The following is a 15,028-nucleotide window of genomic DNA, read 5'->3' on the forward strand; positions in this document are numbered from 1 at the left end:
TTAGCCTCCCTTATTCATACTAGTGACTAAGGGAGGCTTTTCTAATGAAGAAGATTGTAACCCTTGTGGTACCTCTAACCTTAATGCTGACGGGCTGTGGAGGTGGGGATGAAGCGGTGCAAGAAGGGAAAGACAGTAGTGGAACAGACGCTTATTATGGGAAGTTTGAGTCGAAAGATGAGGGTGTGAAACGCCTAAGTCGTTCCATGGATGAAACAGAAATCGATCCTTCTGCAGTCGATCACAGCGCACCGAAAAAACGGACCCCACTCAATGACCCAGAGGCTGATTCTTACAACAATGAAGAACTGGCTCAAGAAGGTAGGGCATTAGAAGCCCATCTGACACAGTCCCCCTACGTAACTCATGCGCAGGTAGTCGTAACGAACGATACCATCTATGCGAACGTGAAGGAGCGTATGCGTGCTGGGATGACCCGCGTGGATGTTGTGAATATGGTAGAGAGGGAATTGAAGCAGCTAGCACAAGAGAAAGAAATAATTGTATTTTCCGCAAATGAATCCCATTGGGGACGTAAGAAAGATGATAAAGCTCGACCGAATCAACGTTTAACAGATGACCAGTTAAGAGAAGAGCTCAATCATTTCTATAATTCAGAAGAAGAATGACAACAACCCTCGTGAGAAACGGGGGTTGTTTCTGTGTTCGGTCCTGTTTTCTCCTTTATGTCGATATGTTATATTAAAGAGTAGTATAACTTTGGATGATGAGAGGAGAATGTCCCATGGCAGGTCACTCCAAATGGGCAAATATAAAGCATCGTAAAGGTGCACAAGACAAAAAACGTGGGAAAGTCTTTATGCAATTGGCGAAAGAGATTTACGTTGCTGCAAAGCAAGGTGGCGGCGATCCTGAGATGAATGCGCACTTGCGAAAGGCTATTGATAAAGCGAAAGCCAATAATGTTCCAAATGACAATATTGACAGAGCCGTTGCTAAGGCTACAGGTAGTCTTGAAGGCGTCAATTACGAAGAACTTACTTATGAAGGATATGGTCCAGCAGGTGTAGCGATATTAGTTGAAACGTTAACAGACAACAAGAACCGTACAGTCGGTGAGGTTCGTACTGCTTTCAACAAGAATGGTGGGAATTTAGGAGAGAGCGGAAGTGTCGCTTTCATGTTCGACCGTAAAGGCTACCTTGTCATTGACCGTGAGGAGTATCCTGATGTGGATGAAGAAGAGCTTATGCTTGAAGCGGTTGAAGCGGGTGCCGATGAGATGGAGACAAATGAAGACTCCTTTGAAATCTATACTGACCCACAGTCATTTCAAGAGGTTCGAGAAGCTCTTGAAGCGAGCGACTATAACTTTGCAACCGCAGAAGTTACGTTCTTCCCACAGACAAGAACGCATCTTGAAGGAGCAGACGCTGAGAAGATGGTTAAGCTAATAAATGCGCTTGAAGACCTTGAGGATGTTCAAGAGGTGTATCATAATCTTGAAGCGGACGATGAAATTATGGAACAACTTTAATAAATATAGAAGGCCAGTACTCATAAACGAGTTGCTGGCTTTTGTTTTGCCCACATATTGGTTAAAAATAGGTCGAACTGGTGACACTAGTACTAGAAGCGAATCTATGACCTAGAGGTGAGACTATTGAAGAAACCCCTTTTATTCGTAGGTATGTGGGTTTTTCTAATGCTGATTGGTGGATGGACCGTAGTGGCAAGTAGCGGTGGGGAAGAAGGCCAAGATCAGAAAGCATGGGAAAGAGAGCCTTTGCAAATTGAAGTTGTGTTACAACGAGTTTATTTAGATGGGCAAGTAACAGAAGAACGAATTGTAGAAACCATACAAGCAATGGAAGACTTCTGGGCTCTATACGAAGAATGGCAAGTGGTCGATCAAACAGAAGGTAAGGTCATTTTCCAGAAGGCGATTGATGATATATCGGACGATCTTAAAGAACGAGGTTATTTCGGTTTAAATGAAAAGGGTGAACTCGTGCTCTTTGATGGTAGACCTCAGGATAATGAAGTGATTAAGTCTTTCTACCAAATCGATGTAGGGGAATTAGAAAGCGTTCAGCATGAAGAATTGTTGGATGGTATTAAAGTGAATACAAAGGACCGTTATATGTCATTGTTGAGACAGTTCGAACAGGCTGCTGTGCATACACATATTGCTCCTTAATCCAGAACCTTGAGAATCAATTTTCTCAAGGTTTCTTTGTTGTTGTAATGGTTCACCACGTTCTTGTCTATCAATAGGCACTGTAAGGGAACAAATGTCCTCTTTTCTCTTATGGCACATGGACGAATGTGTTAGAATAGAAATAGTGTACTAATGACAAAGTGAGGAACTGTCTATGATTGCATATATAAAAGGAACGCTTGATTCAATTGAAGGAGAGCGTGTATTTGTAGAAGCTTACGGTGTTGGATACGACATCGTCTGTCCAAATCCGTTTGCCTTTCAGACCCTGATTGGTCAGGAAGTTAAGATTTTCACCTTTCACTATGTTCGTGAAGATGCTCAACTTCTATATGGATTTAAGCGTCCTGAGGAGAAACTATTATTTTCAAAATTATTGAATGTTTCTGGAATTGGTCCTAAAGGCGCGTTAGCTGTACTCGCGACGACATCTGTAGCAGATATTGTAGGTGCAATTGAACGAGAAGATGAGAAATTCTTAACGAGTTTCCCGGGTGTCGGGAAGAAGACAGCTCGTCAAATGATTCTAGATCTTAAAGGAAAGCTTACGGAATGGCTACCAGTCGAGCAGGATGAGACGACGTTGTTCTTCGATGGAGATGTCACAACAGGCGAAACTACTCAACTTGTAGAAGATGCGATTGAAGCATTAAAGGCGTTAGGCTATTCAGAACGAGAGCTTAAGAAGATTCGACAAGAGCTCCAAAAACATACATTAAACAGTGTGGATGACTATGTCCGTAAAGGGCTAGCACTCATGCTGCAACAATAGTGAAGTGGGGGATTATCTGTGGAAGAGCGCATGGTAAGCGGCGGCTATCAAGAAGATGACTCCATGGAATTGAGTCTTCGCCCTCAAAACCTAGCTCAATATATTGGGCAAGGAAAAACGAAAGAAAACCTTCGTATCTTTATTGAAGCAGCAAAGATGCGAAATGAACCATTAGACCACGTCTTACTCTATGGGCCACCTGGTCTAGGTAAGACGACGCTAGCTTCCATCATCGCAAATGAAATGAACGTCGGCTTCCGTACGACATCGGGCCCGGCCATCGAACGTCCTGGAGATTTGGCAGCCATTTTGTCATCATTGGAAGCCGGGGACGTTTTATTTATTGACGAAATTCACCGTTTGCCACGTGCGGTTGAAGAGGTGCTTTATCCTGCTATGGAGGATTTCTGCTTAGATATTGTTGTTGGTTCTGGTTCGAGTGCCCGTTCTATTCGATTAGATCTCCCACCATTTACACTCGTTGGTGCGACTACAAGGGCTGGACTATTATCTGCTCCACTCCGGGATCGTTTCGGTGTGTTAAGCAGGCTTGAATACTATTCAACGGAAGACCTCTGTGACATTGTGGAACGAACGGCTGATATATTTGATGTTGGCATTATGAAGGAAGCGGCGGTAGAAGTAGCAAGACGCTCGCGTGGAACACCGCGTATTGCCAACCGCCTCTTGAAACGAGTACGAGACATCTCACAGGTAAAGGGAGAGCCGTCTATTTCAGAGGATACGACCCAGCAGGCGCTCGCCATGCTTCAAGTAGATGGCGCTGGACTAGACCATATTGACCAGAAGTTGCTTGTGGCTATGATGGACCAATTTAGAGGCGGGCCAGTTGGACTTGACACACTGGCGGCAACGATTGGAGAAGAATCTCAAACGATTGAAGATGTGTACGAACCCTTTTTACTACAGAAAGGGTTTATACAGCGTACTCCACGGGGCAGACTTGTAACACATAAGGTCTACGAGCATTTTAATCGGGAGGTGCCGGGGACTTGACGGAGTTCTCTAAACTTTTTATTGTGTTAGGAGTCCTGTTCCTCTTAATCGGGGGAATTACCGCGCTTTTAGGTAAACTCCCAGGCGATTTAACGTTTAAGAAGGGAAATGTCACATTTTATTTCCCAATTATGACGTCCATCGTCGTCAGTGTGATACTTTCCCTGTTATTTTATTTATTTAATAAATTTCGTTAAGGACATAGATAGGAGAGACATATGGATATCGAGCAATTTGATTTTGACCTGCCTGAGCGTTTAATTGCCCAAACCCCTCTAAAAGACCGTACGTCTTCACGGATGATGGCGATTAATCGTTCGGAGGAAAGAATCGAACATCAACACTTTTATAACATTACATCTTACTTAAAATCAGGTGATTGTCTTGTATTAAATGATACGAAAGTATTGCCAGCACGCCTTTATGGTGTGAAAGAAGACACAGGAGCTAAGATGGAAGTATTGCTCCTACACCAGCAAGAAGGTGACCGCTGGGAGACGCTTGTTAAGCCTGCCAAGAAAGTCAAGGAAGGCACTCGCATTTCCTTTGGAGATGGCAAGCTTGTAGCAGAGTGTATAGGGATGAAGGAACATGGAGGGCGTATTCTACAGTTCCATTACGAAGGGATTTTCCTTGAGGTATTAGAGTCCCTCGGAGAAATGCCACTTCCTCCTTACATTAAAGAACAACTACCTGACCGTGATCGCTATCAGACTGTCTATGCGAAAGAAGAAGGGTCAGCAGCTGCACCTACGGCTGGTCTTCACTTTACTCACGAATTGTTGGAAGAGCTACAGCAAAAGGGTGTTCAAATTGCCTACATTACGTTACACGTAGGACTTGGAACGTTTAGACCTGTAAGTGCAGATACGGTAGAAGACCATGACATGCACGCTGAATTCTACACGATGTCTGAGGAAACAGCGGCGCAACTCAATCAGGTTCGTGCAGAAGGGGGCAGAATTATCTCTGTCGGAACGACTTCCACACGTACCCTTGAAACCATTGCGCGTGATTACGGCCAGTTCCAAGCTGTTAGTGGATGGACGGATATCTTTATTTACCCACCGTATGAGTTTAAAGCCATTGATGGGTTAATTACGAATTTCCACCTGCCTAAATCAACGCTTATTATGCTTGTCAGTGCATTTGCAGGCAAAGAGCTGACAATGGAAGCGTATCGTAAAGCTGTGGAAGAGGAATACCGCTTCTTTAGCTTTGGCGACGCCATGTTTATTGAATAGTTTACATTAGAAAGGAACGAAATCATGTCAGCAATCACCTATGAATTTATCAAAGAAGACAAACAAACCGGAGCTCGTCTAGGTCGTGTCCATACTCCACACGGCTCATTCGATACGCCGACATTTATGCCGGTTGGAACGCTTGCAACCGTTAAAACGATGGCACCAGAAGAATTAAAGCAAATGGGTGCCAATATGATTCTTTCCAATACGTATCACTTATGGCTTCGTCCAGGAGAAGATATTGTAGAGGAAGCGGGTGGACTTCATAAGTTCATGAACTGGGATGGCAGCATTCTAACGGACTCGGGAGGTTTCCAAGTCTTTAGTTTAAGTAACCTTCGAGATATTCAAGAAGAAGGGGTACACTTCCGTAGTCACATTAGCGGAGAGAAATTGTTCCTATCACCAGAGAAAGCCATGCAAATCCAGAACTCATTAGGCGCTGACATTATGATGGCATTTGATGAATGCCCGCCATATCCAGCTAGTTACGACTACATCAAGAAGTCAGTAGAACGTACGAGTCGTTGGGCTGAACGTTGTCTAACTGCTCATAAGCGTCCGCATGACCAAGGGCTGTTCGGAATTGTTCAAGGTGGCGAATATGAAGACTTGCGTCGTCAAAGCGCACAAGATTTAATCTCTCTTGATTTCCCTGGTTATGCTATTGGAGGGTTATCAGTAGGTGAACCGAAAGACGTAATGAACCGGGTACTTGATTTTACGACTCCACTGTTGCCTAAAGATAAACCACGCTACCTGATGGGAGTTGGGTCTCCGGACTCTCTAATTGACGGAGCAATTCGTGGAGTGGACATGTTCGACTGCGTACTTCCAACTCGTATTGCTCGTAATGGTACGTGCATGACAAGCGAAGGACGATTAGTTGTTCGTAATGCGAAGTTTGCCCGTGACTTCCGTCCGATTGATGAGAATTGTGACTGCTACACGTGTCGAAATTACTCTCGTGCTTACATTCGTCACCTGGTCAAAGCAAATGAAACGTTCGGTTTCAGATTGACAACTTATCACAATCTTTATTTTCTGTTAAAATTGATGGAGAATGTGCGTCAAGCCATTCGCGAAGACCGTCTTGGCGATTTCCGTGAAGAATTCTTTGAACAATATGGCTTTAATAAACCTGGTGCTAAGAACTTTTAATGAATCGTCCAATCTGGTTATCTGTTGAAAGGAGGGGAAGTTTGTGGAAGGAATTCTATATCAAGTAGGTCCATTTATCCTATTGATTGCTGTATTTTACTTCGTGCTCATTCGTCCTCAGCAAAAGAGACAAAAGCAAGTTCAGCAAATGCAAGCTGATATGCAAAAAGGGGACAAGGTTGTCACAATTGGTGGCATGCACGCATCTGTGCACGCGCTAGATGAAGGAACAGTTGTCCTAACTGTTGAAGACGGTACGAAGCTAACGTTCGACCGTTCGGCTGTTCGCGAAGTAAAAGCGAAAGAAGCTAACGTTTAATACTTAAAAATAGCGCTTCTCCCTCTATGGGGAGAAGCGCTATTTTTATTTCGCATTTGAAGATAAGTTTACACCGAGTGCCCCGCCGAAAAGTGCAGCAACTACGTAGGCGAGCTGGTACAATGATTGCTGCAAGGTCATACCCTGACTGTAACCGAGGTATTGAAATAGAATGACGATTAAGAAGAAGCCTAGTCCGGTTAACAGTCCAAGGAGCCACCCCTTTTCTTTCCCTTTAGCCCCAGACATGAACCCCCCAATAAATAAGGTGAAAAGTCCAAGCACGAGTGTTGTCCATTGCAATGTGGATTCAGTCATGGTAGTGAATTTAAGAAAGAGTGCAAGAATTAAGCTAAAGGCAAACATTAGGATGAGTACAGTGCTCCATCCATATACCAATGCCATCAAGCGACTTTTTGCCAATGTCAATCTCCCCTTGTCTACCTGATTTTGTACTAGCCTATTCCTCAAATTTGTGAAATAGAATGAAAATATTTCAAGGGGGTAAGCGAATACAATGGTATAAATGGACAAGGGGTGGGGTGCAGTGGAGACAACTCTTTCGATTGCCGTGTTCGTCATTAGTTATTTGTTTATCATGACAGAGAAGATCAATCGCGCCCTCGTTGCGATGACGGGCGGATTTCTTATGCTGATTACTGGCATCTATCAATGGAATGATGCGTTTACGGAATACATAGATTGGAACACCATCACCCTACTCTTCTCCATGATGGTTCTCGTATCCATCACGAAGAAGACTGGGCTATTCGAATATGTTGCCATTTCACTCGCTCAAAAGGTGAAGGGAGCACCTGGGCCTTTACTACTCGTAACAGGAACGCTTACAGCCATAGGCTCAGCCTTACTTGATAACGTTACGACGGTGCTTCTCTTTGTTCCGATACTCTTAACCTTGACAGAACGATTGAACCTACCTGCCTTTCCTTACTTAATGGTGGTTATCCTGTGTGCGAACATAGGAGGTACTGCGACTCTAATAGGAGACCCGCCTAATATCATGATTGGACAATCTGTTGAACACTTTACCTTCCTCTCATTTATTGTACATTTAGGGCCTGTTGTTCTTGTGATCTTCACCACTACACTTGCGGCTCTTTACTTCTTGTTTAGGAAATCGTTAATATCGGATGGAGAGAGGAGCAAAGAGTTGTTGGAGTTAACCCCAACCGACTATTTGAAGAAAACTCCTATGCTCTATCAGTCAACTGCTGTACTCGGTCTGACCATCGTAGGATTCCTATCTCATTCCTTTATCCATCTCGAACTAACGACCGTTGCAGTCTGTGGTGCGTTATTACTCCTTCTGCTTACGGATAAAGAAGTAGATGCTGAGAAAGTATTTGAGGAAGTAGAGTGGGTGACGCTGTTCTTCTTTATTGGTTTGTTTATGCTTGTTGGAGGCTTAGAACAAGTTGGGGTTATCGATGAATTAGCGCGATGGATGATGTGGGTAACAGAAGGGGACTTGCCTGCTACGGCGTTAGTTATCCTCTGGTCTTCTGGATTGCTTTCAGGAGTAGTCGACAACATTCCATTCGTGGCTGCCATGATCCCGGTAATCGAGGAGTTTGAATCTTATGGAATGGCTAATTTGGACCCATTGTGGTGGTCATTAGCACTCGGGGCGTGTTTAGGTGGGAATGGCACGTTAATAGGAGCGTCTGCTAACGTAGTTGTAGCTGGTTTGGCAGCGAGTGCCAAGCACCCCGTCGGCTTCTTACGCTTTGCCCTTTACGGGATGCCGGTTGTATTGTTTTCGCTGATTGTTTGTACCATTTACGTATATGTCCGATACTTATTGCCTTTTATCGTGGCCTCCCATTAGCATAAGTCCTTCTCTCCTAGCTCAAACTATCCTTAACAGTTTACTTTGAGAGAGGGATTTTTAAATGGGAGACGCAGATTTACTCATCGTCATTTTTCGAACCTTTTTAAATTATGTCATTATCGTGATTATCTTTAGGTTGATGGGCAAGCGTGAGATAGGAGAATTAAGTATCATTGACCTTGTCGTCTTTATCATGCTAGCTGAGATAGCTGTGTTCTCAATTGAGGACCCTGATGAGACGATTGTACACGCAGTCGTGCCCATGATTATTCTACTTATTATTCAACGGACAAGTGCGTTGTTGTCGTTAAAGAGCAAGTGGTTCCGCGAAATGCTAGAAGGTCGCCCCTCGGTCATTATTCGGAATGGCCGCATTGACGAGCACGAAATGCGTAGGCAACGATATAACTATGACGATTTCATGATGCAGCTTAGGGAAAAGGGTGTACAGAGCGTCGCAGATGTAGACTTCGCCGTATTAGAACCGTCTGGTAAGCTTTCCGTCTTCCAGAATGAGAATGCGGAGAATAACCGTGAACGTAATGGATTTATCTTACCTCTCATTACAGATGGGGTTATCCAGAATGAGAATCTGCATATGAATGAAAGAGATGAATCATGGCTTCGGAAGGAATTAAAGAAGCGCGGGTATGAAGATCTTAATAAGATTTCTTTTTTAACGGTGGATGACCAGAATGAATGGTATATTGATGTCATAGATGAGATGAAATAAGAAATCATCGGGAGAGATTCCTTATTTCATGAATAGGAGGGGAAACAATGAACTTTTCTTGGCACAAAGAAGCCGCCACACAGTGGAATGGGCGGGCAGAGAATTGGCAAGAGCGCAGTAAAGAAATGTGGGATCAAGGAAGTCGAAAAAGTATTATTCCATTTCTGGCTCAACATATCCCAGCAAACAGCGTTGTAGGAGATCTTGGCTGTGGGGATGGGTATGGGTCACATAAACTTGTGGAAGCTGGTTATAACGTAGTTGGTGTCGATATTTCCGAGGAAATGACGGAACGTGCCAAAAGGGCAGCAGCGCATACCGAGGAATGCTTAACGTTTCGTCAAGGCGATTTAATTGCACTTCCGTTTGAAGATGGCACATTTGATGGGGTTATGGCCATTAATTCCATTGAATGGGTAGAGCAACCGTTGCGTGCATTAAATGAAATAAAGAGAGTCGTAAAGAGCGGTGGGAAGCTTTGTCTAGGATTGTTAGGGCCTACAGCAGGTCCAAGGGACAACAGCTACCAACGTCTCTATGAAAATCCAGTTATTATGAACACAATGATGCCTTGGGAGTTTGAACGTCTCGCTAAAGAGAACGGTTGGAAATACGTGGACGGAAAGCCCGTTTATAAGGATGAGGTGGAAGGTAAGCATAGCGTTGGCCTACCTAAAGACCTTCAACAGTCTCTTTCATTTATGTGGTTATTTATGCTTGAGAAAGTAGAGTAACTCATAACGTAACAAACAGCTGAGGTGAACATCACCTCAGCTGTTTTTAGTTTATTTCTTCTTAAATAGCGGCAATTGTTGAAGCTCATCTTTCGTAATAAATCTTAGTGCGAATAAGAGCACAATATAGACAGCGGTATAGAGACATAGCAGTAAGAGGAATGATTGAACGCTGTTTGCAGCTCCAGGGAATAAGTTGTTTAAGAATGTTCCGACAAGCCAAGTGGTGGCAAATAACGTTACCATCTTTATAAGGTCTGCGACTGGAATCTTAAATTGAATGGCGTTCATCAGCGTAAATAAATGCAAGAGTGTAACAAGAACGACTCCTACAACAATAGCAATGGCAACTCCCATTATTCCGAAGTCCTCGCGCGTTGCGAGTGTGAACATAACAGCAAATTTCACAAGAGCCCCGATGAGTGAGTTCCACATCGCTGCTTTAGCAAGGTCGAGTGATTGTAGTGCAGCTTGGAGGGGAGCTTGGAAATAAAGGAGAAGGAATAAAGGTCCCATTACGTATAAGAATGGAGCAGCATTCCCGCTACCGTACATAAATGTGAGAATCGGATGTGCAAAGATGGTTAATATAACGGTCGCAAGTGCACCTGAAGCAAACGACAAGCGAATAGCTTGTCTAATCCGGTAATGAGTAAGTTGTTGATTCCCTTTCGCTTCGGCTTCACTAATATTTGGAACAAGTGCTACAGATAGCGACTGTGTAATAAACGTTGGCAGTAAGAGGAGAGGAAGCGCATACCCTGTTAACTCCCCGTATTGCTTCGTTGCGACAACGGTTTGAACTCCTGCAATTGCTAAACTTTGGGCAACTACTATGGGTTCAAAGAAGAAGGAAAGAGAGCCTACCATCCTGCTTCCAGTCGTTGGTAGGGCGATGGACATTAACCCCTGGAGCGTTTCTTTCCCTTCCTTCACATAATTCATGAACCCCATGCGTAGTCGAATTCGTTTCTTTGTCTTGAACATGTAGATCATATAAAGCAACGACACGAACTCACCAAGGACGACGGATATCATGGCCCCAGCGGCTGCAAATTCCACTCCATAGGGTAGAAGCATATTTGTAAATAACGCAACACAACTAATTCGTACGATTTGCTCAATGACTTGTGAATAGGCTTGAGGGCGCATGTTCTGCCTTCCTTGAAAGTACCCTCGTAACACAGAAGAAATGGCAACTATCGGGACAATTGGGCTGATGGCTAACAACGGATACATCGTTCTTGAGTCAGTTAACAGCGTATGTGAGAGAAGTGGTGCAAGCATAATCATTCCTGTTGTGAACAAAATGCTTAGCACGCCTGTTACAAGTAAAGAGGTAACTAGAATTTTTTTGATTTTTTGTAGGTCTCCCGTTGCTTCTGCTTCAGCTACGCGCTTCGAAATCGCTACAGGTAATCCAAATTGAGTCAAAGTAATGACAAGTACGAGAGTTGGAATCGCCATCATATAAAGGCCGACCCCTTCTTCTCCCATTATTCTAGCTACTACGATACGGTTCACAAAGCCTAGAACGCGTGTAATCATCCCTGCCGCAATCAAAATGAGCGTCCCTTGTAAAAAGGTTTGCTTGCTCATTATCATGACCTACCTTCTCAAAAAATTGAAATTCATATACAATGAATGTATATGCGTAGATGGTGGTCAAGCATGACAAGCAATCATTGAAGATTAGGTAGGGGGATTGTACGCTTGAAAGAGAAGTTGGTTCATTTTTTTATTGAGACTTTTAGTTTTTTACCCGATGAATGGGTTGTCATCGTAATCTCTGCGATGCCAATTTTAGAACTGCGCGGGGGCTTGCCCGTTGCATATGGCATCTATGACTTTACTTTCTGGAAGTCGTATTGGTTGAGTGTATTCGGGAATGTCCTTCCGATTATTCCTCTTCTATTATTGTTTCGCCCAATTAGCAATTGGTTCATGCGTTTTAATTGGTATGAGAGGATGTATACGTGGTTATACGAGCGAACGATGAAGAAGAGTGGGAACGTTGAGAAGTTCGGGGCACTTGGCCTAATCCTTTTTACTGCTGTCCCATTGCCAACGACAGGTGCTTACAGCGCGTGTTTGGCGGCAGCGTTCTTTGCAATAAGATTCGGTTATGCGTTTCTATCCATCGTCGCAGGCGTATTAATTGCGGGAATTGTAATGGGAATTCTATCATTCTCAATTCTATAATACTGATTACGAGTTGGGAGGCTTTAACGTGGAAGAAGAAATGCAAGAAGAACGACTAGCCGTTAGACCTGTCCATGAATGGAAGAGTGACGTACGACCGGTTATCGTGAGCAAGGTAGAGGAATTTCAGATGCTTGGGTATCCAAGCGTGAGCGAAGAAGAGATTTGGAGATGCATGGAGAAGAAGGTGTGGCGAGGCCAACCGGAGAAGCGGATTTACGAAGTCGTGCAAGACCTTTTCCATCTGGATTCAGGTACATATATGAGCTTTCTTGCACATGAAACTTATAAAGATACAGATTTAATGACGCAAATTCAGTCCCTTCAACAAGAGGCTCAGGATTGGTCATTGTAAGAAGAGAACATTGACAACTAGTTTTAAACCTTTCTAAAATAAGGTATCACCATCAAGATTGAACATTATTGGTTGGAATGATAGAAGGAGGCACAAACGCTCATGGTTAAACGAGGACGGATCGTTGCCTTTTTCCTATTGGTGCTGCTCATAGCTGGTTCCATAGGAACGACGATTCAAAGCGTGACAAAAGATACAAGACTAGGGCTTGACCTTCAAGGTGGATTCGAAATTCTTTATGAAGTAACACCGTTAGAAGAATCCTCTGGAGGGGAAGACGATGGAGTTAACAGAGAAACGTTAGAAGCTACCGTTCAGGCGCTACGCCAACGTGTAGATGTTCTTGGTATAAGTGAAACGTCCATCAACATAGAAGGAGAAGACCGTATTCGTGTGAAGCTTGCTGGAATTGAGGACCAAGATAAAGCACGAGAACTGTTATCGACTTCTGCAACCCTATCGTTTAGAGATGTGAATGATGAAGAACGATTAAGTGGAAATGCTGTCGTAGACGGGAGTGCGAAGCAAGATTTCCACCCAGATACGAAAGAACCAATTGTATCTGTTCGACTTGAAAGCGCAGAGAAGTTTGGTCAACTAACATCTGAAATTAAAGATATGCAAAATCCGGATACTCCTTACCCTGATAATAAACTCGTCATTTGGCTTGATTATGAAGAGGGTGATTCGTACGCTGAGGAAGTAACGAAAGAAGATCCTAAATACATATCTGACCCATCTGTAACTGAAACACTTCGTACATCAAACGTAATGATTACAGGAAGTCCATTTACGATTGATGAAGCGAAAGAGCTAGCAGATATCTTGAACGCTGGAGCGCTACCAGTGAAGATGGAAGAGATTTATTCAAACTCTGTAGGTGCCCAATTTGGTGAGAAGGCGTTAGATAAGACAATCACCGCTGGATTTATCGGGATTGGTGTCATTCTAATCTTCATGATGGCCTACTATCGTTTACCAGGCGTTGTAGCGGCGATTACATTAAGCTTATACATCTTCCTCATACTCGTTGTATTTAATGCGTTACAAGGTGTGTTAACGTTGCCTGGAATAGCTGCCCTTGTATTAGGTGTCGGTATGGCGGTAGATGCGAATATCATCACCTACGAACGGATTAAGGAAGAATTAAAGGCTGGTAAGTCAATTCTATCCGCCTACAGATCTGGTAACAATCGTTCCCTCGCAACCATTCTTGATGCCAACATTACAACGCTCATTGCAGCAATTGTATTGTTCTCATTTGGTACCAGTTCTGTAAAAGGTTTCGCAACCATGCTCATTATGAGTATTTTGCTGAGCTTTATTACTGCTGTATATGGTTCTCGTCTCCTCCTAGGGCTTTGGGTGAAGAGCCGAGCTTTAAATAAGAAGCCTGGGTTGTTTGGACTGAAGGCTAGCCAAATCCAGAATATTGAAGACGGAGAAGAGGTAGAACCGCTCGTATTTGGTCGTAGCTTCGATTTCGTCAAACATCGTAAAAAATTCTTTAGTATTTCAATTGGCCTTGTGTTAGCGGGAGTCATTGCCATCTCTACCCTTGGTCTTAACGTAGGGATTGACTTTACTAGTGGTTCTCGTATTGAAGTCTTATCGGACGGATCAATCACTACAGAGAAGGTTCAGTCGATTTATGAAGAATTAGAGTTAGAGCCAGAGAGCATTGTTCTTTCAGGAGACAATGATGACATTGCTGTAGCCCGATTTGATACGAACCTCGACCAAGGAACGATTGAGAAAGTGAACCAAGCCTTTGAAGATGAATTAGGCAATCGACCTAAGGTGAGTACTGTTTCTCCAATCGTTGGGCAAGAGCTAGTTGAGAATGCGATCTATGCAGTGGCCATTGCTTCTGTCGGGATTATTATTTATGTAACACTCCGATTTGAGATTTATTATGCGTTGACAGCAATCATTGCATTGCTTCACGATGCATTCTTTATCGTGGCTCTATTTAGTGTCACGAGAGTGGAATTTGATATTACGATTATTGCAGCAATCTTGACGATTGTCGGGTATTCCGTCAACGACACGATTGTCACCTTTGACCGAATTCGTGAAAACGTGAGGGCGAAGAAGCGAGTTAAGTCATTTGAGGAGTTAGCTCAAATTGTAAATCGAAGTTTAATGCAGACGCTTGGACGAAGCATTAACACCGTATTAACGGTTGTCTTTGCTGCATTGGCTCTCTTGTTGTTTGGTGCAAACTCAATAACAAACTTCTCCTTTGCGCTTGTTGTAGGTCTTGCTGCCGGTACGTATTCATCCATGTTCATTGCTGCTCAATTGTGGCTTGTATGGAGAGGACGCAATCTTGACAAGAAACCAATTATCTACAAAGAGAAAAAGCAGACAGGTGGACCACAAGTCTAAGGTAAGACCCCGGTAACGGGGTCTTTTTGTTTGCCGTGTTTCAATTTGAGGTAGGTTAGAAGT

At 43.5% G+C, this 15,028-nt stretch carries 17 protein-coding genes; 15 read left to right on the top strand and 2 right to left on the bottom strand.

Annotated elements, in window-relative coordinates; all coding sequences use genetic code 11:
• The first annotated feature begins 44 nt into the window (after positions 1 to 44).
• The 9 genes from H513_RS0118590 to yajC all read left to right on the top strand — a co-directional run bounded on the left by H513_RS0118590 (position 45) and on the right by yajC (position 6,698).
• Positions 45 to 629 carry a YhcN/YlaJ family sporulation lipoprotein gene (locus tag H513_RS0118590; RefSeq protein ID WP_026802075.1) on the top strand — a complete coding sequence of 195 codons (585 nt, stop codon included), beginning with the start codon at positions 45 to 47 and terminating at the stop codon, positions 627 to 629.
• A gap of 116 nt (positions 630 to 745) precedes the next feature.
• Positions 746 to 1,498, top strand: a complete 753-nt coding sequence (locus H513_RS0118595; RefSeq protein WP_026802076.1) for a YebC/PmpR family DNA-binding transcriptional regulator — start codon at positions 746 to 748, stop codon at positions 1,496 to 1,498.
• 153 nt (positions 1,499 to 1,651) lie between these two features.
• The gene (locus tag H513_RS0118600) at positions 1,652 to 2,161 is read left to right on the top strand and encodes a BofC C-terminal domain-containing protein (protein ID WP_156111428.1); all 510 of its coding nucleotides are present in this window, start codon (positions 1,652 to 1,654) and stop codon (positions 2,159 to 2,161) included.
• Positions 2,162 to 2,336: 175 nt separating this feature from the next.
• Positions 2,337 to 2,954, top strand: a complete 618-nt coding sequence (gene ruvA / locus H513_RS0118605) for a Holliday junction branch migration protein RuvA (protein ID WP_026802078.1) — start codon at positions 2,337 to 2,339, stop codon at positions 2,952 to 2,954.
• 18 nt (positions 2,955 to 2,972) lie between these two features.
• Entirely contained in the window at positions 2,973 to 3,971 is a 999-nt protein-coding gene (ruvB, locus tag H513_RS0118610) for a Holliday junction branch migration DNA helicase RuvB (RefSeq protein ID WP_026802079.1), read from the top strand.
• A gap of 23 nt (positions 3,972 to 3,994) precedes the next feature.
• Positions 3,995 to 4,168, top strand: a complete 174-nt coding sequence (locus H513_RS0118615) for a DUF2905 domain-containing protein (RefSeq protein ID WP_330981668.1) — start codon at positions 3,995 to 3,997, stop codon at positions 4,166 to 4,168.
• Positions 4,169 to 4,189: 21 nt separating this feature from the next.
• A complete protein-coding gene (gene queA / locus H513_RS0118620; protein ID WP_026802081.1) occupies positions 4,190 to 5,215 on the top strand; it encodes a tRNA preQ1(34) S-adenosylmethionine ribosyltransferase-isomerase QueA in 1,026 nt (341 codons plus the stop codon).
• 24 nt (positions 5,216 to 5,239) lie between these two features.
• Positions 5,240 to 6,379, top strand: coding sequence for a tRNA guanosine(34) transglycosylase Tgt (tgt, locus tag H513_RS0118625; protein ID WP_026802082.1), 1,140 nt, complete (start codon positions 5,240 to 5,242; stop codon positions 6,377 to 6,379).
• Between the two features lie 43 nt (positions 6,380 to 6,422).
• Positions 6,423 to 6,698: a preprotein translocase subunit YajC gene (yajC, locus tag H513_RS0118630; protein ID WP_026802083.1), complete on the top strand. Its 276-nt coding sequence runs from the start codon at positions 6,423 to 6,425 to the stop codon at positions 6,696 to 6,698.
• A 45-nt stretch (positions 6,699 to 6,743) separates the two neighbouring features.
• Here the strand turns inward: yajC and H513_RS0118635 are convergent, their stop codons facing one another.
• Positions 6,744 to 7,103, bottom strand: a complete 360-nt coding sequence (locus H513_RS0118635) for a TIGR04086 family membrane protein (protein WP_036769211.1) — start codon at positions 7,101 to 7,103, stop codon at positions 6,744 to 6,746.
• A gap of 142 nt (positions 7,104 to 7,245) precedes the next feature.
• Here H513_RS0118635 and H513_RS0118640 point away from each other — a divergent pair, with 142 nt between their 5' ends.
• From H513_RS0118640 to H513_RS0118650, 3 genes are all read left to right on the top strand, one after another.
• Entirely contained in the window at positions 7,246 to 8,547 is a 1,302-nt protein-coding gene (locus H513_RS0118640) for an ArsB/NhaD family transporter (RefSeq protein ID WP_026802085.1), read from the top strand.
• Between the two features lie 64 nt (positions 8,548 to 8,611).
• Positions 8,612 to 9,283: a DUF421 domain-containing protein gene (locus H513_RS0118645; protein WP_026802086.1), complete on the top strand. Its 672-nt coding sequence runs from the start codon at positions 8,612 to 8,614 to the stop codon at positions 9,281 to 9,283.
• 47 nt (positions 9,284 to 9,330) lie between these two features.
• Positions 9,331 to 10,017 (top strand): class I SAM-dependent methyltransferase, encoded by a 687-nt coding sequence (locus tag H513_RS0118650; protein ID WP_036769144.1) that lies wholly within the window; start codon positions 9,331 to 9,333, stop codon positions 10,015 to 10,017.
• Positions 10,018 to 10,068: 51 nt separating this feature from the next.
• Here H513_RS0118650 and spoVB read toward each other — a convergent pair whose 3' ends face one another.
• Positions 10,069 to 11,616 (bottom strand): stage V sporulation protein B, encoded by a 1,548-nt coding sequence (spoVB, locus tag H513_RS0118655; RefSeq protein ID WP_026802088.1) that lies wholly within the window; start codon positions 11,614 to 11,616, stop codon positions 10,069 to 10,071.
• A 114-nt stretch (positions 11,617 to 11,730) separates the two neighbouring features.
• On the opposite strand from spoVB, the gene H513_RS0118660 reads away from it, so the two are divergent.
• The 3 genes from H513_RS0118660 (at position 11,731) to secDF (ending at position 14,965) form a co-directional block, all read left to right on the top strand.
• Positions 11,731 to 12,219, top strand: coding sequence for a COG2426 family protein (locus tag H513_RS0118660; RefSeq protein ID WP_026802089.1), 489 nt, complete (start codon positions 11,731 to 11,733; stop codon positions 12,217 to 12,219).
• Positions 12,220 to 12,247: 28 nt separating this feature from the next.
• The gene (locus H513_RS0118665; protein WP_231572063.1) at positions 12,248 to 12,574 is read left to right on the top strand and encodes a post-transcriptional regulator; all 327 of its coding nucleotides are present in this window, start codon (positions 12,248 to 12,250) and stop codon (positions 12,572 to 12,574) included.
• 102 nt (positions 12,575 to 12,676) lie between these two features.
• Positions 12,677 to 14,965, top strand: coding sequence for a protein translocase subunit SecDF (secDF, locus tag H513_RS0118670; protein WP_026802091.1), 2,289 nt, complete (start codon positions 12,677 to 12,679; stop codon positions 14,963 to 14,965).
• The last annotated feature ends 63 nt before the right edge of the window (positions 14,966 to 15,028 follow it).

It is taken from the genome of Pontibacillus halophilus JSM 076056 = DSM 19796 (assembly GCF_000425205.1).
GTDB lineage: Bacteria > Bacillota > Bacilli > Bacillales > BH030062 > Pontibacillus_A > Pontibacillus_A halophilus.